This is a genomic window from Longimicrobium sp. (genome assembly GCF_048594345.1).
Taxonomy (GTDB): Bacteria; Gemmatimonadota; Gemmatimonadetes; order Longimicrobiales; family Longimicrobiaceae; genus Longimicrobium.
In genome coordinates, this window is sequence record NZ_JBMDXM010000046.1 from 45,404 (window position 1) to 61,402 (window position 15,999).

At 70.0% G+C, this 15,999-nt stretch carries 18 protein-coding genes; 6 read left to right on the forward strand and 12 right to left on the reverse strand.

What is annotated here, in order from left to right:
- Window positions 1-52: 52 nt before the first annotated feature.
- Both ACOJUJ_RS05100 and ACOJUJ_RS05105 read right to left on the reverse strand, forming a co-directional pair.
- The gene (locus ACOJUJ_RS05100) at window positions 53-475 is read right to left on the reverse strand and encodes a hypothetical protein (RefSeq protein ID WP_420125769.1); all 423 of its coding nucleotides are present in this window, start codon (window positions 473-475) and stop codon (window positions 53-55) included.
- A complete protein-coding gene (locus tag ACOJUJ_RS05105; protein WP_420125770.1) occupies window positions 475-1,224 on the reverse strand; it encodes a ribonuclease HII in 750 nt (249 codons plus the stop codon). The genes ACOJUJ_RS05100 and ACOJUJ_RS05105 overlap by 1 nt, the downstream gene beginning before the upstream one ends.
- Before the next feature lie 222 nt (window positions 1,225-1,446).
- Between ACOJUJ_RS05105 and ACOJUJ_RS05110 the strand changes: the two genes are divergently transcribed.
- Window positions 1,447-2,901, forward strand: coding sequence for a sensor histidine kinase (locus ACOJUJ_RS05110; protein ID WP_420125771.1), 1,455 nt, complete (start codon window positions 1,447-1,449; stop codon window positions 2,899-2,901).
- A 230-nt stretch (window positions 2,902-3,131) separates the two neighbouring features.
- Here ACOJUJ_RS05110 and rplS read toward each other — a convergent pair whose 3' ends face one another.
- The 5 genes from rplS to ffh all read right to left on the reverse strand — a co-directional run bounded on the left by rplS (window position 3,132) and on the right by ffh (window position 7,036).
- Window positions 3,132-3,482, reverse strand: a complete 351-nt coding sequence (rplS, locus tag ACOJUJ_RS05115; protein WP_420125772.1) for a 50S ribosomal protein L19 — start codon at window positions 3,480-3,482, stop codon at window positions 3,132-3,134.
- Window positions 3,483-3,557: 75 nt separating this feature from the next.
- Window positions 3,558-4,262: a tRNA (guanosine(37)-N1)-methyltransferase TrmD gene (trmD, locus tag ACOJUJ_RS05120; RefSeq protein ID WP_420125773.1), complete on the reverse strand. Its 705-nt coding sequence runs from the start codon at window positions 4,260-4,262 to the stop codon at window positions 3,558-3,560.
- Window positions 4,259-4,798 carry a ribosome maturation factor RimM gene (gene rimM, locus ACOJUJ_RS05125; protein ID WP_420125774.1) on the reverse strand — a complete coding sequence of 180 codons (540 nt, stop codon included), beginning with the start codon at window positions 4,796-4,798 and terminating at the stop codon, window positions 4,259-4,261. The genes trmD and rimM overlap by 4 nt, the downstream gene beginning before the upstream one ends.
- Before the next feature lie 22 nt (window positions 4,799-4,820).
- Window positions 4,821-5,525, reverse strand: a complete 705-nt coding sequence (gene rpsP / locus ACOJUJ_RS05130) for a 30S ribosomal protein S16 (RefSeq protein WP_420125775.1) — start codon at window positions 5,523-5,525, stop codon at window positions 4,821-4,823.
- A 140-nt stretch (window positions 5,526-5,665) separates the two neighbouring features.
- The gene (ffh, locus tag ACOJUJ_RS05135; RefSeq protein WP_420125776.1) at window positions 5,666-7,036 is read right to left on the reverse strand and encodes a signal recognition particle protein; all 1,371 of its coding nucleotides are present in this window, start codon (window positions 7,034-7,036) and stop codon (window positions 5,666-5,668) included.
- A gap of 327 nt (window positions 7,037-7,363) precedes the next feature.
- Between ffh and ACOJUJ_RS05140 the strand changes: the two genes are divergently transcribed.
- Genes ACOJUJ_RS05140 through ACOJUJ_RS05150 form a run of 3 tightly spaced genes read left to right on the forward strand, consistent with a single transcriptional unit; the run spans window position 7,364 to window position 8,649 of the window.
- Window positions 7,364-7,750 carry a type II toxin-antitoxin system RelE/ParE family toxin gene (locus ACOJUJ_RS05140; protein WP_420125777.1) on the forward strand — a complete coding sequence of 129 codons (387 nt, stop codon included), beginning with the start codon at window positions 7,364-7,366 and terminating at the stop codon, window positions 7,748-7,750.
- A 1-nt stretch (window position 7,751) separates the two neighbouring features.
- The gene (locus ACOJUJ_RS05145; protein ID WP_420125778.1) at window positions 7,752-8,165 is read left to right on the forward strand and encodes a helix-turn-helix domain-containing protein; all 414 of its coding nucleotides are present in this window, start codon (window positions 7,752-7,754) and stop codon (window positions 8,163-8,165) included.
- 46 nt (window positions 8,166-8,211) lie between these two features.
- On the forward strand, window positions 8,212-8,649 hold the full coding sequence (locus ACOJUJ_RS05150; protein ID WP_420125779.1) for a helix-turn-helix domain-containing protein: 438 nt from the start codon (window positions 8,212-8,214) through the stop codon (window positions 8,647-8,649).
- 89 nt (window positions 8,650-8,738) lie between these two features.
- On the opposite strand, the gene ACOJUJ_RS05155 is transcribed toward ACOJUJ_RS05150, so the two are convergent.
- Together ACOJUJ_RS05155 and ACOJUJ_RS05160 are read right to left on the reverse strand one after the other, a co-directional pair.
- On the reverse strand, window positions 8,739-9,530 hold the full coding sequence (locus ACOJUJ_RS05155; protein ID WP_420125780.1) for a TerC family protein: 792 nt from the start codon (window positions 9,528-9,530) through the stop codon (window positions 8,739-8,741).
- A 169-nt stretch (window positions 9,531-9,699) separates the two neighbouring features.
- On the reverse strand, window positions 9,700-10,029 hold the full coding sequence (locus tag ACOJUJ_RS05160) for a hypothetical protein (RefSeq protein ID WP_420125781.1): 330 nt from the start codon (window positions 10,027-10,029) through the stop codon (window positions 9,700-9,702).
- 238 nt (window positions 10,030-10,267) lie between these two features.
- On the opposite strand from ACOJUJ_RS05160, the gene ACOJUJ_RS05165 reads away from it, so the two are divergent.
- Entirely contained in the window at window positions 10,268-11,590 is a 1,323-nt protein-coding gene (locus ACOJUJ_RS05165) for a hemolysin family protein (protein ID WP_420125782.1), read from the forward strand.
- A gap of 181 nt (window positions 11,591-11,771) precedes the next feature.
- Complete coding sequence (locus tag ACOJUJ_RS05170; protein ID WP_420125783.1) at window positions 11,772-13,973, forward strand: ATP-binding protein; 2,202 nt, start codon at window positions 11,772-11,774, stop codon at window positions 13,971-13,973.
- A gap of 352 nt (window positions 13,974-14,325) precedes the next feature.
- Here ACOJUJ_RS05170 and ACOJUJ_RS05175 read toward each other — a convergent pair whose 3' ends face one another.
- The 3 genes from ACOJUJ_RS05175 to ACOJUJ_RS05185 form a co-directional block, all read right to left on the reverse strand.
- The gene (locus ACOJUJ_RS05175; RefSeq protein ID WP_420125784.1) at window positions 14,326-15,285 is read right to left on the reverse strand and encodes a polyprenyl synthetase family protein; all 960 of its coding nucleotides are present in this window, start codon (window positions 15,283-15,285) and stop codon (window positions 14,326-14,328) included.
- Between the two features lie 3 nt (window positions 15,286-15,288).
- Window positions 15,289-15,510 (reverse strand): hypothetical protein, encoded by a 222-nt coding sequence (locus tag ACOJUJ_RS05180; RefSeq protein ID WP_420125785.1) that lies wholly within the window; start codon window positions 15,508-15,510, stop codon window positions 15,289-15,291.
- Between the two features lie 69 nt (window positions 15,511-15,579).
- Window positions 15,580-15,753, reverse strand: coding sequence for a hypothetical protein (locus tag ACOJUJ_RS05185; protein ID WP_420125786.1), 174 nt, complete (start codon window positions 15,751-15,753; stop codon window positions 15,580-15,582).
- Window positions 15,754-15,999 lie beyond the last annotated feature (246 nt).

Consider the following 15,999-nt stretch of genomic DNA (forward strand, 5'->3'; position numbering starts at 1 on the left):
CTCGCGGGACAGATCCGGCGAGGCGCGTCTGGTTGCGTTCGATGGAAGACGATCAGGAGCCGGCGGTGGCGCGGCGCTGCTGGCGCGATCCAAAGCGGGCGCCCACGGTGGCGGCGGCCATCTGCAGGATCAGCGAGCCGGCGTAAAAAGCGGGCGTTCCCTCGCCCCACGTCTCCGCGTCCAGCGCCTCGCCAAAGGCCAGGTTGGCGAAGAACCAGACCAGCAGCGAGACGATCCCCATCGACACCCCGTGCAGGATGGGCGCGGCGCCCACCCGCGCGCCGGTGACCAGCCCGCCGAGAAAGAAGCCGACGCCGATCGCGATCACCCCCCACAGCCCCATGCTGGCCCCGTCCGGGTCCGTCATCCCCATGGCCGCCAGCACCAGCGCGATCAGCGAGACCACGGCCACGCTTACGAACCAGCCGAACAGCACCCACGACGGCTTGAGGTTCTGCAGGTGCTCGGTGTGCATCAGCCCTCCATGGAGGCGTCCGGGTCGTCGAGGTCGTCCATCCCGCCAGGAATCGAAGCGGGCGCCAGCAGCGCGTCCGCGAAGTCGAACTGGCAGGGCTGGAACGACTTGCGGTGGTGCGGCGTGGGCCCCAGCCGGTCCAGCGCCTGCAGGTGCTCGGGCGTGCCGTACCCCATGTTGCGCCCCCAGCCGTACTCCGGGTAGCGCGCCGCCAGCCGCGCCATCAGCCGGTCACGCGTAACCTTGGCAAGAATGGACGCGGCGCTGATACAGTGCACGCACCCGTCGCCGCCCACGATGGCCGTGTGCGTCTCCGTTCCCAGCTCCGGTACGGCCAGCCCGTCCACCAGCAGGTGATCGACGTCCCCCAGCCGCGCGATGGCCCGCTGCATGGCCAGCGCCGTGGCGCGGCGGATGTTGATGCGGTCGATCTCCCGCGCCGACGCCGCCCCCACGCCCCACACCAGCGCCGTGTCGATGATCTTCTGATAAAGATCCAGCCGCCGGTCGGCGTTCAGCCGCTTGCTGTCGTCCACCCCGTCGATCCACGTCTCCGCGGGAAGGATGACCGCGGCGGCCATCACCGGGCCGGCCAGCGGCCCCCGCCCCACCTCGTCCACGCCGGCCACGCGCACCAGGCCGCGGTCCCAGAAGCCCCACTCCGTAGCCAGCAGCTTGCGCAGCCGCTGCGGCGACGGCTTGCGTTTGCGCTTGGCGCCTTTGGGCTTTGCTTTGGCGGCAGGCGGCATCCGGATGCGTGCGAAAGTCGTAAGTGCGCGGAGTGTCGGTGGCACGGAGGATAAAACAATCCGCCGCAACGCACAACGCCGTCTCGGCGTCCATTCGCGGCCGTCCGGCGGATTTGCCCGCCGCGTCCGCCAACGGGGATGGCGCGATCCTTGACGCCACCGGCCCGTATGGCAGACGATTCCACCCCGGAACCTTCCTCCCCGCGCATATCGGCCCCGCCCGTGTGGCTCGGCAGACTGGTGAGCGCGTTCGTGCTCCTGGCGCTCGCCGCGCTGGTGGTTGTCCCCATCCTGGTACAGCGGCGGGTGGACGACGTGCGCGCGCGGGTCGAGGAGGTGGCGGACCCGGCGCGCACGCTGGTGCGGCGCATTCAGTTCGACCTGTCGCGCGAAGCCGCGGCGCTGCTGCTGGTTTCCACCACCGGCGCGCCGGAGGCGATGGCGGAGTACCACGCCGCCCGCAGGGACGAGGAGGCGCAGTTTCCCCAGCTGGAAGCGTACGCGGAGGCGCTGGGCGGCGAGGTGCTGCGGGAGTTCCGCCGCTTTCAGTCGCTGGCCGCGCAGTGGCAGGCACGCGTTTCGGTGGATACGACCGGCGTTCAGCCCGCGTCCGTGGTTGCCGCGCTGGCGAACGCGCGCGAAGAGTTGCGGCTGGCCAACCAGGGGCTGGCCGCCGGCAACCAGCTGGACGAAGCGCTGGTGCGCGAGACGCGGCGCAACCGCGAAGACATTCGCCGCGTGGAGCGGTTCGGCCTGCAGGTGACCGTCGCGCTGGGTGCGCTGGCGCTGCTGGCGGCCGCCACCGTCACCTGGCTTTCCTGGCGCGTGCGGCAGCTGGCCACCGTTGCCACGCTGCACAGCGAAGAAGCGGAGCGCGCGCTGGCCGAGACGGCGCGGGCGACGGAGGCGCGCAGCCACCTGCTGCGCGGCGTGAGCCACGACGTAAAGAACCCGCTGGGCGCCGCGCGCGGCTACGCGGAGCTGCTGCAGCAGGGCATCAAGGGCGAGCTGTCGCCGGAACAGGCCAAGTTCGTGGAGGGGATCCGCCGCTCCATCGACGGCGCGCTCTCGATCCTGGCGGACCTGCTGGATTTGGCGCGCGCGGACAGCGGCGGGCTGCACGTGGAGCGCGTCCCCGCCGAGCTGGGGCGCATTGCCCGCGACGCCGCGGAGGACCACCGCGCCGCCGCCCGCGCCGCCGGCCACGTGCTGGAGTGCCCCGCCCCGCCCGACGCCGTGCGCGTGTACACCGATCCCCAGCGCGTGCGGCAGGTGCTGGGCAACCTGGTTTCCAACGCCATCAAGTACACGCCCGCGCCCGGCCGCATCACCGTGCGCGTAGAGCAGGCGGACGGCGGCTCCGCGCGCGAGGGCGTGTGGGCCGTGCTGCGCGTGATCGACACGGGCCCCGGCATTCCACCCGAGCAGCGCGAAGCCATCTTCGACGAGTTCACCCGCCTGCACGACGGGACCCAGATCCAGGGCCACGGCCTGGGCCTGGCGATCAGCCGCCGCGTGGCGCGCCTGCTGGGCGGCGACCTGGACGTATCCAGCGTTCCCGGCGAGGGCGCCATCTTTACCCTCTGGCTCCCCCTCCGCGACGAGGACGAACCCCCTGCCTCCGCGCGCGCCGAGACATCTCAACGGATGGGGGCTCACACGGAGTCAACGGAGTGAACGGAGTTTTTCTCGTGCACCCATCCGGCCTCCAGCAACATCAAATCCGCTTGATGACTACCTGAAGGACAGGACGATTCCCACGGGATCAGGGGAAGCGGATCGAACCAACTCCGTTAGCTCCGTTGACTCCGTGTGAGGCATTCCTTTCCAGAGTTCGGGACGGGACAAAAGGAAGCGGGGCGCGTCCGTGCTGGACGCGCCCCGCGATCTTCTTCCCGGCCCGTGAATCAGCGGGCGACGCGGCGCTCGCGGATGCGGGCCGCCTTGCCGCGCAGCACGCGCAGGTAGTACAGCTTGGCGCGGCGCACGCGGCCGCGGCGCACCAGTTCGATGCTGCCGATCATGGGCGAATGCAGCGGAAAGGTGCGCTCCACGCCCACGCCGCCCGACAGCTTGCGGACCTTGAAGGTCTCGTTGATGCCGCCGTGCTTGCGCGCGATGCAGACGCCCTCGAACGCCTGGATGCGCTCCTTCTCGCCTTCGCGAACGCGCACGTTCACGCGCAGGGTGTCGCCGGGGACAAACTCCGGAACGTCGCTCCGGAGGTATTCCTTCTGGGTCTCGATGAACGGATGCATCTCTCGTGTTCCTTTCAAGTCTACGCAGTGGAGAGGTCGGGCCGGCCGCCGTGAGCGGCATACGAGCGCCGACGTCTACTCGTGATCCGGATGCTCCAGGAGCTCCGGTCGCCGCTCGCGCGTCAGGCCCTCGGCCTGCTCGCGCCGCCAGGCGGCGATCCTGGCATGGTCTCCCGAAAGAAGGATCTCGGGAACCCGGTGTCCGCGGTACTCCGCGGGCCGGGTGTACGACGGCGCGCTGAGCGTGCCGTCGTAGTGGCTGTCCGTCGACGCGCTCTCGTGGTCCGAGATGGCGCCGGGAAGCAGCCGCACCGTCGCGTCCAGCATGGCCAGCGCGGGGATCTCTCCGCCGGAGACGATGAAGTCCCCCAGCGAAAGCTCCTCCGTGGCCAGGTGCTCCGCCACCCGGTGGTCCACGTCCTTGTAGTGCCCGCACAGGAAGGTGATCTCTTCCTGCAGGCTCAGCCGGACCGCGTCCCCGTGCCCAAAGCGCCGTCCCCGCGCCGACATGAGGATGATCGGCCCCGGTGGCCGGTCCGCCCCCGCCGGCCCCAGCGACTCCACCGCCTCCCAGAAGGGGTCCGGCTTCATCACCATCCCCGCGCCGCCGCCGTACGGCAGGTCGTCCACCGTCTGGTGGCGGTCGTGGGTAAAGTCGCGCAGCTGCACCAGGTTGTACGACACCAGCCCCGCCGCCGCCGCCCGCGCCGGAATGCTCAGCCCCAGCGGCCCCCGAAAGAAGTCGGGGAACAGCGTGACGACGTTGATGCGCAGCGTCACAGGTCCAGCAGCCCCGCGGGCAGGTCCAGCTCCAGCACCTTCTCCGCCACGTCCACCCGGCGCACCATCTGCCGGGCGAACGGGATCAGCAGTTCCTTCGCGCCCTTGCGGCGCACGCTGAGCATGGGCCCCGCCGGCGCGTCGTACACCTCGCCGATGGTGCCCACCTCGCCCTCCGCCTCCGTCACCACCTTCATCCCCAGCAGGTCGTGGTAGAACACCTCGTCCTCCTCGGGCGGGGCGGCCTGGTCGCGGGGGATCAGCAGCGTGCGGCCGCGCAGCTCGTCCAGCTCGGGCGTGCGGCCGGTGTGGCCCGCGGCCTTCACCAGCATCCCGCCCTTGAAGGCGCGGGCCCGCTCCACCGTCAGCACCGCGTCGGAGGCGCGGCCTTCGCCGTCCCCCAGCACCAGGGCACGCCCGGCGGAGAAGACCGCGTCGGGGCGGTCCGTCTCCAGCCGGACGAACAGCTCGCCCTTGATGCCGTGCGGCTTCTGGATCGTGCCGACGATCAGGTACTCGGGCGACGAATCCGTCATCCGCCGGTCAGGCCGGTGCGGATCAGGAGTTCGCTTCGTCCGCCGCGGGCTCGGTGGCCTCGGCGTCCGTGGCGACCGGCGTGTCGGTGGCCGGGGCCTCGTCGGCGCCCGCCGGGGCGGTAGCCTCGGCCGTGGGCTCCGTCGCCTCGGCCTCCACCGCCACCACGTCGTCCGCGCCGGCGGTCTCGGCCGGAGCCGCGTCCGCCGAAGCGGCCTCGTCGGCGCCGCCGCTGACGCGCTCGGTCACGTTCTCCACCACGTCACGGGCCGCCTCGGCCACGGCCGACGCGGCCGACGCCACGGCACCGCCCACGCTCGAATCCGCCACCGCCGACGCGGCCGACGCCGCGGAACCCGCGACCGCCGAAGCAGCCGACGCCACGGCGCCCGCCACGGCCGAAGCCGCGCCCGCGGCCGCCTTGCCGGCCTTCTTGGCGGCGCCCGTCACCGCCGCCGTCGCTTCGGACACGACCGTGGGCGCGTCGGAGTACACGCCGGCCTTGCGGAACAGCGACTGCACGGTGTCGGTGGGCATGGCACCCTTGGCCATCCACTGCAGCGCCTTGTCCCGGTCCACGACGAGCGTAGCGGGCTGGGTGGTGGGGTTGTAGTGGCCCACCTTGGCCACAAAGCGGCCATCGCGGGGCATGGCGCTCTCGGCCACGACGATGCGGTAGTGCGGGGCCTTCTTACGGCCCATGCGGCGAAGACGGATCTTCAGTGCCATTGCTGGTTCCTCGTGTGGATCGGGTTGCGTCCAGGGACGGGCCACGTGCCGCGTCCGGACGATCGAAAGAAAACGGTACGAGGGTACGGGGTACGAAGGTACGTCGTTGCGTACCCTCGTACATCGCACCTTCGTACCTCCTACGCCCTCGGCATGCCGCCTCCTCCAAACGGCAGCTTCGGGAAACCACCGCCGCCGCCCTTGGGCATCATCCCCTGCAGCGACTTCATCTGCTTCATGAACTTCTGCATCTCCTTGAACTGCTCCAGGAGACGGTTGATCTCGCTTACCGGGCGGCCGCTGCCGCGGGAGATGCGCACGCGGCGCGCGCCGTTCAGCATCTCCGGGCGCTTCCGCTCCTGCTTCGTCATCGAGAGGATGATCGCCTCGATGTGCTTCATCCGCTGCGGATCAGCCTTGACGTTCTTCAGCATCTTGCTGTTCACGCCCGGCAGCAGCTTCAGCAGGTTTTCCAGCGGGCCCAGGTTCTGGAACTGGCGCAGGGCGATGAGGAAGTCTTCCAGGTCAAAGCGACCCGTCCCCATCATCTTGCGCTCCAGCTTGGCCGCCTCGTCGGCGTCGAACGAGCGCTGCGCCTTTTCAACCAGCGCAACCACGTCGCCCTGCTGCAGGATGCGGCCGGCCATGCGGTCGGGCGCAAACTCCTCCAGCCCGTCCAGCTTTTCGCCCACGCCCAGGAACTTGATGGGCTTGCCGGTGACGCCGTAGATGCTGAGCGCCGCGCCGCCGCGGGCGTCACCGTCCATCTTGGTCAGCACCACGCCGGAAACGTCCAGGGCCTCGTCGAAGCCCTTGGCCACGTTCACCGACTCCTGGCCGATCATGCCGTCGGCGACAAAGAGGATCTCGTGGGGCTTCAGCTCCTCCTTGAGGCGCTTCAGCTCGTCCATCAGGTCCTCGTCAATCTGCAGCCGGCCCGCGGTGTCGAAGATCACCACGCGGTCGCGCTCGCTGCGCGCCAGCTCCAGCGCGCGGCGGGCGATGCCGACGACGTCCTTCGATCCCGGCTCGGCGTAGACGGGGACGCCCACCTGCTCGCCCAGCGTCTGCAGCTGCTCCACGGCCGCGGGGCGGTACACGTCGCACGCCACCAGGCGCGTCTGCCGCATCTCGCGCTTCATGCGGCGCGCGATCTTGCCGGCGGTGGTGGTCTTACCGGAGCCCTGCAGGCCCACCATCATGATGATGGTGGGCGGGATGGGCGCCAGCGCCAGCGGGGCCTTGCGCTCGCCCAGCATGGACGTGAGCTCCTCGTGCACGATCTTCACGAGCTGCTGGCCCGGAGAGACCGCCTTGAGCACGCGCTCGCCCAGCGCCTTTTCCTCCACGCGCTTCATGAACTCGCGCGTGACCTGAAAGTTCACGTCCGCCTCGAGCAGCACGCGGCGAATCTCGCGCAGCCCCTCGCGGATCATGGGCTCCGAGAGCACGCCGCGCTGCCGCAGGCCGGACAGTACGCCTTCGAGCTTGTCGCTTAGCTGGTCGAACACCTGATTGCCGCCGTTCGGATAAGCCGAAACGCCGCCCGTGCCGGTTGAACCCGGCCGAGCGGGAGATGCAAAGCCCAACAAGGTACAAGAATCCCCCGGGTTGGACAACCCTCCGCCGCCCTCTCCCGCCTCTCTCGGCCCTCACCCGTCCACTTCCCTCCGCCCCTCGCTCCCTCCGCGCCAGCAGCCGTACACGCCTGCTCATCTGAGGCGGATTCTGTCCCGTAGCGGCCGAAGTGCCTTTCCGTTACCCTGTTTACTCTGATCAATTCTTCTTCGCTGCGGCACTTGCGCGATACGCTAAAACGTATAGAATTGGGGTAGCTGATGGACGACAGCGTCAAGGTTCTCACATCCCCGTGGTACATGCTCGAACTCCGAGCGCTACCGAGGGACCATCAGGATCAGATCCAGCGCAAGCTGATCGCATTCGCCGCCAAGGGATGGTCCGCAGCCATGGCAGACCAGACGGTAAAGCACCTGCAGGACGGGATTTATGAGTTGCGGGTTCTGGCTCACGGCCCGGCCTTCCGCCTGCTATTCTTCGTGGTGCCCGGACGGAGGCCGCGGTTGATCGTGGTCACCACCTGTGCGGCCAAGTCGCTTACGCTGAAGCGGCGACTGCTGGATGCGGAAATCCGGCGCGCGAAAGGTCGCCGCACGGCCTGGATGGAGAACGACAAGAAGGATGAGGAGGGAACGGATGAAAGGTGACATGACGCTCGACGAGTTCCTGGCCGAGCAGCTCAAGGACCCCGAGTACGCAGCGGCGCACGCGGTCGGCCGACCTTTCACGAACCTGGCGCTGAACGTCTGGAGCCTTCGCGAGACGAAGGAGATGACGCAGAAGCAGCTCGCCGAGGCGGCAAAGATGAAGCAGCCCCGCATCGCCGACATCGAGCGCGACGAGTCCAACCCCACCTTGCTTACCATATCGCGAATCGCGTTCGCGTTGGGTGTGACCGCGTCCGACCTTCTCGCCGAACCGGACGATACGAGGCTCGCAAAGGCTCGCGCACTGGTAGAAGCATCCGCCGCCAAGCAGACGAGACGTCCACGGGTTGCGCAAAGGACGGAAGATGCCACAGAGGTGCCGGAACCCGCGCCACGCCGCCGCGCCATCGCGTGATCATTACAGGCTGCAGGCGATACGGTTTACCAGCAAAGCCGGAGGGATGATGGACGGGGATATGACGTGGGACGAGTACATGGCCCGCCGACTCCAAGAGCCTGGATACGCGGCCGCGCACGCCGTCGGCCGGCCGTTCAGCAACCTGACGCTGAACGTCTGGAGCCTTCGGGAAACGAAGGGGGTGACGCAGGAGCAGCTTGCCGAGGCGGCGAAGACAACGCGGCGTCGAATCGCCAGCATCGAGCGCGACGAAGTGAATCCCACGCTGCTCACCATCTCCCGTATCGCGTTCGCGCTGGGCGTGACTGCGTCGGACCTTCTCGCGGAGCCGGACAAGGCCGTTATCGCGAGTGCCCGTGCTGTCGTGGAAGCCCGCATCGCAACCTGGAGTGTGCGTCGGCGGGGCGCACGTGGCCTCTTGGATGAAGCAGAAAAGCAATCGAAGGCACCCGCCGCTAGACGCCGCCGCGCCGCGGCGTGATGGTTACGCGCGTTGGAGAGCATCTGAAACGCAAAGAAGAGGGGGGCGGATCCACGCGGATCCGCCCCCCTCACGCACTCACGCAGTCGTTACCCCGTCGCTCCGTCCCGCCGCAGCGTACCCGGCGCCACCGCAACAGCCGGCTCCTCCACGTACGCCTCGCGCAGGTGGACGGGCTTGCTCTTGGTGCGGGCGCGCAGGTTCAGCACCTCGACGAACACCGAGAAGCCCATCGCGAAGTAGATGTAGCCCTTGGGGATGTGGTGCCCCAGGCCGTCGGCCACCAGCGTGACGCCGATCAGCAGCAGGAACGAAAGCGCCAGCATCTTTACCGTGGGATGCCGCTCCACGAACTCGCTGATGGCGCCGGCCGACACCAGCATCACCCCCACCGCGATCACCACGGCCGCGACCATCACCTCGATCTGCTCCACCATCCCCACGGCGGTGATCACGCTGTCCAGCGAGAACACCACGTCCAGCAGCAGGATCTGGATGATCACGCCGCGAAACGACGGCGGTACCTTGGCGGACGAATGGCCTTCGTCACCCTCCAGGCGGTTGTGCATCTCGTGGACGGCCTTGCCCATCAGGAACAGGCCGCCGCCCAGCAGAATAAGGTCGCGGCCGCTGAACGCGTGGCCCATCACTTCGAAGAGCGGGGCGGTCAGGCGAATGATCCACGACAGCGAAAAGAGAAGCAGGATGCGCGTGACGAGCGCCAGCCCCAGCCCCAGCTGGCGGGCACGCTTGCGCTGCTCCTGCGGCAGCTTGCCGGCCAGGATGGAGATGAAGACCACGTTGTCCACGCCCAGCACCAGCTCCAGCGCCAGCAGGGTGAGGAACGCGACCCACACCTGCGGATCGGTGAAAAGCTCCATGGGTTTTGCGACCGTCGGATAAGGGATGAGCGAGCGCACGCCGCCCGCATGGTTCGTGAAGACCTGTGCAATGCCCGGCCGCGCCGAGAGCCTGGTGTCCAGCGCCGCTACCGCACACCCAGATTCATGCTGGAGCGCGGCACGCGTCTCACCGCGGTTTCGGAGGCGGTTACGAAACGGGAGGCGCCCGGGGAAGCGGCGACTGCGCCAGTGGCGGCGCGGCGATCGCGACGCGTCGCGGCGGCGGCGCCTCCGCGCGCGCCAGGCGCGGGATGGGCAGCGGTTCCGGCGCGGCGGCGGCGAGGAACGACGTGCCGCCGAGGTCTAGGTCCGGACGCGGAGCAATCGGGCGCGCGGACGAAGCGCGCCACGCCGCGCCCCCGGCCGACTTGTCGCCGCGGGAGGCGGTGACGCGGATGGGCACGGCCCCGGCTACCAGCGCCGCAAGCAGCAGCGCCAGGAAAAACCGGGTTCGGGTCCACGTCCGAGAGTCGCTCACGGTCGCAAATCTATGCGCCCGCCGTGCAGCCGTACAAGCGTGTCCGTGGCAGTGTCGGTCCGCCCTCGCGCCGCCCGTACGATGCGCGGGCGTCCGCGAGCGCGTAGCTTGCAGCAAACGCATGCCCGGAGAGGAGTGCGAACGTGCGAGGAGCGCGGAGGTGCGAGAGTACCGGCACCGCATGCATCGGCCACGTACTTTCGCACTCTCGCACTTTCGTACTTTCGCACTGGTGACAATGGGGATCGGCACCGAAGTAGGGATCGTGCTGCTGCTGCTGGTGGCCAACGGCGTGTTCGCCATGAGCGAGATCGCCCTGGTTTCGGCCCGCAAGTCGCGCCTGCAGCAGCGCGCCGAAGCCGGCGACCACGCCGCCCGCCGCGCGCTGCAGCTGGCCGAGCACCCGGAGCGCTTTCTGGCCACGGTGCAGGTGGGCATCACGCTGGTGGGCACCCTGGCGGGCGCGTTCGGCGGCGCGGCCATCGCGGAGCCGCTGGCGGCGTGGATGCAGCAGTTTCCCTCCGTGGCGGAGTACGCCGCGCCGCTTTCGCTGGCGATCGTGGTCATGGGCATCACCTACATGTCGCTGATCGTGGGCGAGCTGGTGCCCAAGCAGATCGGGCTCAACCACCCCGAGAAGATCGCGGCGGTGATGGCGGGGCCCATGGACGTGGTGTCGCGCGTCGCTCGGCCGCTGGTGTGGCTGCTGACCACGTCCACGCGGCTGGTCCTTCGCATGCTGCGCATCCGCAAGCCCGAGGAGTCGCCGGTGACGGAGGCGGAGATCGCGGTGCTGCTGGAGCAGGGAACGCAGGCGGGAGTGTTCGAGGAAGAGGAGCAGGAGCTCGTCGAGCGCGTGTTCTGGCTGGGTGACCAGCGCGTGGTGTCGCTGATGACGCCGCGCCACCGCATCGTCTGGCTGGACGTAACGGCGTCGCCCGAGGAGCACCGCCGCGCCATGGTGGAGCACCGCTTTTCGCGCTACCTGGTTTGCGACGACGGGCTGGACCACGTGCTGGGAATGGTGGAGGTAAAGGACCTGTGGGCGGCGGAGCTGGCCGGCGAGCGCGTGGAGATCCAGTCGCTGCTGCGCCAGCCGCTCTTCATCCCCGAAAGCACGCGGGCGCTGCGGGTGCTGGAGCAGTTTCGCCAGTCGGGAACGCACCTGGCGCTGGTGGTGAACGAGTACGGCGGCACCGAAGGCATCGTCACGCTGAACGACGTGCTGGAGGAGTTCGCGGGCGAGATGGGCCGCGGCGGCGTGGCCCCCGCGCCCCCCATCGTGCGGCGCGACGACGGGTCGCTGCTGGTGGACGCGTCGCTCTCCATGGAGGAGTTTCGCGAGGTGCTGGACCTGGAGGACCGCCGCCACGAGGACCGCGAGTACCGCACGCTGGGCGGCTTCGTGTTCACCACGCTGGGCCACGTGCCGCAGCCGGGCGAGCACTTCAACGCCAACGGCTACCGGGTGGAGGTGGTGGACATGGACGGCAACCGCGTGGACAAGGTGCTCGTCGCCCCCATCGCCGAGCGCCGCACCGACCGCCACGGCGCGCACTGATCCACCGAGACACCGGGACGCGGAGGGACGGGAGAGCATCCTTCCGCGCTTCCGCGTCTTCCATCGGCCCTTCTTCATCGTTCCGCTTGCATCTTCGCCGCCGGTGGGCGGAAGCACGTGGCCGAAGCCTTGCGGACCAGGCGGCGCCCCACCCACCGATCCACCCCGGACCTTTCCTTCCATGTCCTCCCCGGCGTTCCCGCACCCCCCGCACGACGGCCGCGACGGAGACGACTCCGCCGTGGAGCAGCTGCGCGTGCAGGCGGAACTGCTGCTGGAGCAGGCGGCGGAGCTGGAGGTGCTCAACGAAGAGATCGCCGGGGCGGCGGCGCGGCTGCAGGGGCTGGTGGATTCCGCGCTGGACGCGGTCGTGGTGACCGATTCGTCCAGCCGCGTGCTGGAGTGGAACCACCACGCCGAAACCCTCTTCGGCTGGACGGAGGCCGAGGTGCGGGGACGCACGCTGGGCGAGACCATCATCCCCCACCGCTTCCGCCAAGCCCACGACCAGGGCGTGCGCCGCTACCTGGAAACGGGCGAGGGACCCATCCTCAACCGCCGCATCGAGATCAGCGCCCTGCGCCGCGACGGGCGCGAGTTCCCCGTGGAGCTGACCGTAGCCGCGGCGCGCTGGGGAAGCGAGGTGGTCTTTACCTCCTTCATCCGCGACATCACCGACCGCAAGCAGGCGGAGGCGCACCTGGCCGCGCAGTACGCCGTTACCCGCGTGCTGGCGGAAACGTCGACGGCGGACGACGCGGTGCCGCGGGTGCTGCAGGCGCTCTGCCAGACGCTGGGGTGGGAGCTGGGGATCTTCTGGGCGGAGGATGCGGACGGGGTGCTGTGCGCAAAGGCCAGCTGGGGGGTGCCGGAGGTGGTGGGCCGCGGCTTCGAGACGGCGAGCGAGGGGATGCGGCTCGCCCGCGGACAGGGGCTGCCGGGACGCGTGTGGGAGCACGCCGCGGCGGAGTGGATCCCCGACGTCACCCGCCACCCGGACTTTCCCCGGCGCGAGGCGGCCGCGGCGCTGGGGCTGTGCGCCGCGTTCGCCTTTCCCGTCGCCATCGGCCGCGAGTTTCTGGGGGTGATGGAGTTCTTCAACCGGCGGCCGGTGGAACCGGGCCCTGGGCTGCTGAGCTCCATGTCCGCCATGGGAAGCGACATAGGCCAGTTTCTCAAGCGCAAGCAGGCCGAAGAGGCCGTGCGCGTGCGCGAGGAGGAGCAGCGCTTCTTTGCCGGGGTGAGCGCCACGCTGGCGGAGTCCACGCCCGACTTCGCCGAAACGCTGCGGCGGCTGGCGCGGCTGGCCGTGCCGTTCCTGGCCGACCGCTGCGGCATCTACCTGGCGGGCGGCGACGGCGAGCTTCGCCTGGCGCACTGCGCCCAGGGCAACGCCGCGGACGAGCCCCCCGCCGCCGACGCCGTGCCCGTTCCGCCCGGCCATCCGCTGCGGGAGGTGATGCGGACGGGTGAGCCGCTGGTGATCCCCGCGACCAGCGGGGTAGCGGGCGGCGAGTCGCGCGTGGTGGTGCCGCTGCGGGCCCGCGGCCGCACGCTGGGCGCGCTCACGCTCACCGCCGGACCGGAGCGCCGGCCGTACGAGGCGCGCGACGCCACGGCCGCGCTGGAGTTCGCCGGCCGGGCCGCGCTGGCGGTGGACAACGCCCGCCTGTTCGCGCAGGTGGAAGAGGCCGACCGCGCCAAGAGCGAGTTCCTGGCGACCATGAGCCACGAGCTGCGCACGCCGCTGAACGCCATCCAGGGCTACACCAACCTGCTGGAGGCAGGGGTCCCGGAGCCTCTGTCGGAGCCGGTGCTGCAGTACGTGCGGCGGGTGGGCCTTTCGGCGCGGCACCTGGGGCAGCTGATCGAGGAGATCCTGGCCTATTCGCGGCTGGAGGCGGGGCGCGAGACGGTGTCAGCCGCGCAGGTGGACGTGGGCGAGGTGGTGCGCGAGGTGGAGGCGATCGTGGAGCCGCTGGCGCGCGAAAAGGGGCTTCGGTTGATGGTGAACGCCACCGACCCGTCGCCCCCGCTGCGCACCGATCCCCGGAAGCTGCGTCAGATCCTGCTCAACCTGCTGGGCAACGCCATCAAGTTCACGGACGAGGGTGAGATCGTCTTCACCACCCGTCCGGAAGGCGGCGACGTGCTGTTCTGCGTGCGCGACACGGGGATCGGCATTCCGGCCGAGCACCTGGAGCAGATCTTCGAGCCGTTCTGGCAGGTGGAACAGGGGAGCACGCGCATTGCGCAGGGCACCGGCCTGGGCCTGAGCGTCAGCCGCCGCCTGGCGCACCTCATGGGCGGCACCCTTCAGGCGGAAAGCAGCCCCGGCAGCGGCAGCACCTTCATCCTCCGCCTCCCTCTCGCCCCACCCTGAAGTACCGACACGATCCGACGGAGCGGCGTCATTCTCCGTCTCCCCTCGCTGCGCCCTGAACAGCACCGCCACGATCCTGCGGATCGCTGTCATTCTGAGAGAGGCGCCCCCCGGTCCTGTCCAGGTGCACCAATGCCCGTTGCGCCGACCGAAGAATCTGCCGGATGGGCCCACCGTCCTGTCGGCTACGGCTGGCCTCGGCGCGAACCCCGCCCGTTTCCGAAAGAGATTCTTCGGTCGGCGCCACGGGTAGCGAGGTGTTTCCCGCACGCACGCTGGCGGGCGCCTTCCTCAGAATGACACACATCGTCCACACCTGCTGATTGCGGATTCGCCCCGGTGCCAGCCGATCTCACACGAGCGCGAGCTCCAGGTCGCACTCCTCGACGCCGGCGCGGGCGAGGAGATCGGCGATGGGCGCGGCGAGCGAATCGACCAGCTCCAGCACCGGGCCGGGATCAGCCAGGGGGGCGGCGAGCACGATGCGGCGCGCCTCGGCCGCGGCCACGCGCATGTGGTGCACGCAGAAGCTGAACGCGCCCGAATGCACCAGGATCTCTCGCGCGCGGGCGTACGCGGCCGGGTCTGCCACGCGCGTAACGAGTGCGGCAAACTCGCCGCGGTCCGGGTGATCGGCTTCCAGCGCGAAGCGGAGCGCCAGGTTGTCGCCCGGGCGCTGCCAGTCGGGGTGCAGCAGCTCGCTCATCACGTCGCCCAGGTCGTCGCCAAGCTGTATGAGCACGCCGATGGGCACGCCCGCCGCCGCCAGCGCCTCCGCCGCCCCGGGCGTCGCCCCGCCCAGGAGCGCGCCCATCCGCAGCGCGGCGGTAAAGAGAGGGGGCGTCTTGGCTTCCACAATCCGCCAGCAGCCCTCCTCGTCATCCGCCCCGCCCGCGTCCAGCTCCTGCCCGCGCGCCGTTTCGCGCCCGGCCGCCGCCGCCGCGCGCATCAGCGCCGCCCGCACGTCCGTGGGCGCGTCGTCCAGCAGCTCGATGGCAATGGACTGCAGCGCGAGCGCCAGGTTCGCGCGCAGCCCGGGCGGCAGGTGTACGGAGGGGCGCTCCTCGCCATCGATGATGTCGTCCACCAGGTGGATGGCTACGTGCAGCGCGTGCAGCGAGGCGGCGGCGGGAAAGGCCGGCTCGTCCGCGCCGCCGGCCGCCCGGCACGCCCGCACCGCCAGCTCCGAGGGTCCCTGCGCGCTCAGGCCATCCGCGAACCCGGCCACCGTGCGCAGCGCATCCCAGTCGTACGCGTCGGCCCGCGCGCGAAGAACGCCGCCCACGTACCGCCGCACCTCCTCGCTGCCCACGACTCACCCTTTCGCGGACACGGCGGCCCATTCGGCCCAGCCAGCGGCCACGCGGGGAGCGTCCGTGGACGCTGCCACGCCCCACGGGATCCAGCCATCCATCCGCGCGCCGGCCGCGACGTCCGGGCGGCGCGACAGCTCGCGGTAGGCACGGACCAGCGGGCCGTCGCCGGCGCGCGGCACGGCGAGACGCGAGCGAAACTGCTGAATGCTGACTCTGGACATGGTGGATCTCTCGCTGGACAGGCGTGGATGCTGGACGGTCGCCCCTTCGGAGGACGATCCGTTGGGGAATCACGCGGTTGGCCGGGACGCGGCGACCGCCATCCAGGGTACCCATTCGCCCAGCACCACCCCGTGCGCCAACTCGGGGCGGCACGCGATCTCGCGATAGGCATGGGTGATGGAGTCGTATTCGGCGCGTCCGGCCAGACGGTCACGGAACTGCTGGATGTTGATACTGGGCATGGTCCGTCTCCTGGAGGGGGTAGATGCCCGTCGGGCGGAAACCACGATCACCGACCGGACGCAAGATCGTTGTTTCGCGCGCTCCGCCGGTACATCGCGGGGACGGACGGCTGCCGCGGGGGGACGAACCGCCTTCGCACGCGGGCGAGAGGCAGCGGGGGATCGCGATGGTCACCGCGAGCGAACGGCTGGGATGGGGGCGACCTTGGAACTGGAGAGGTTTCGCGCGGAACGGCGATCCGTGGG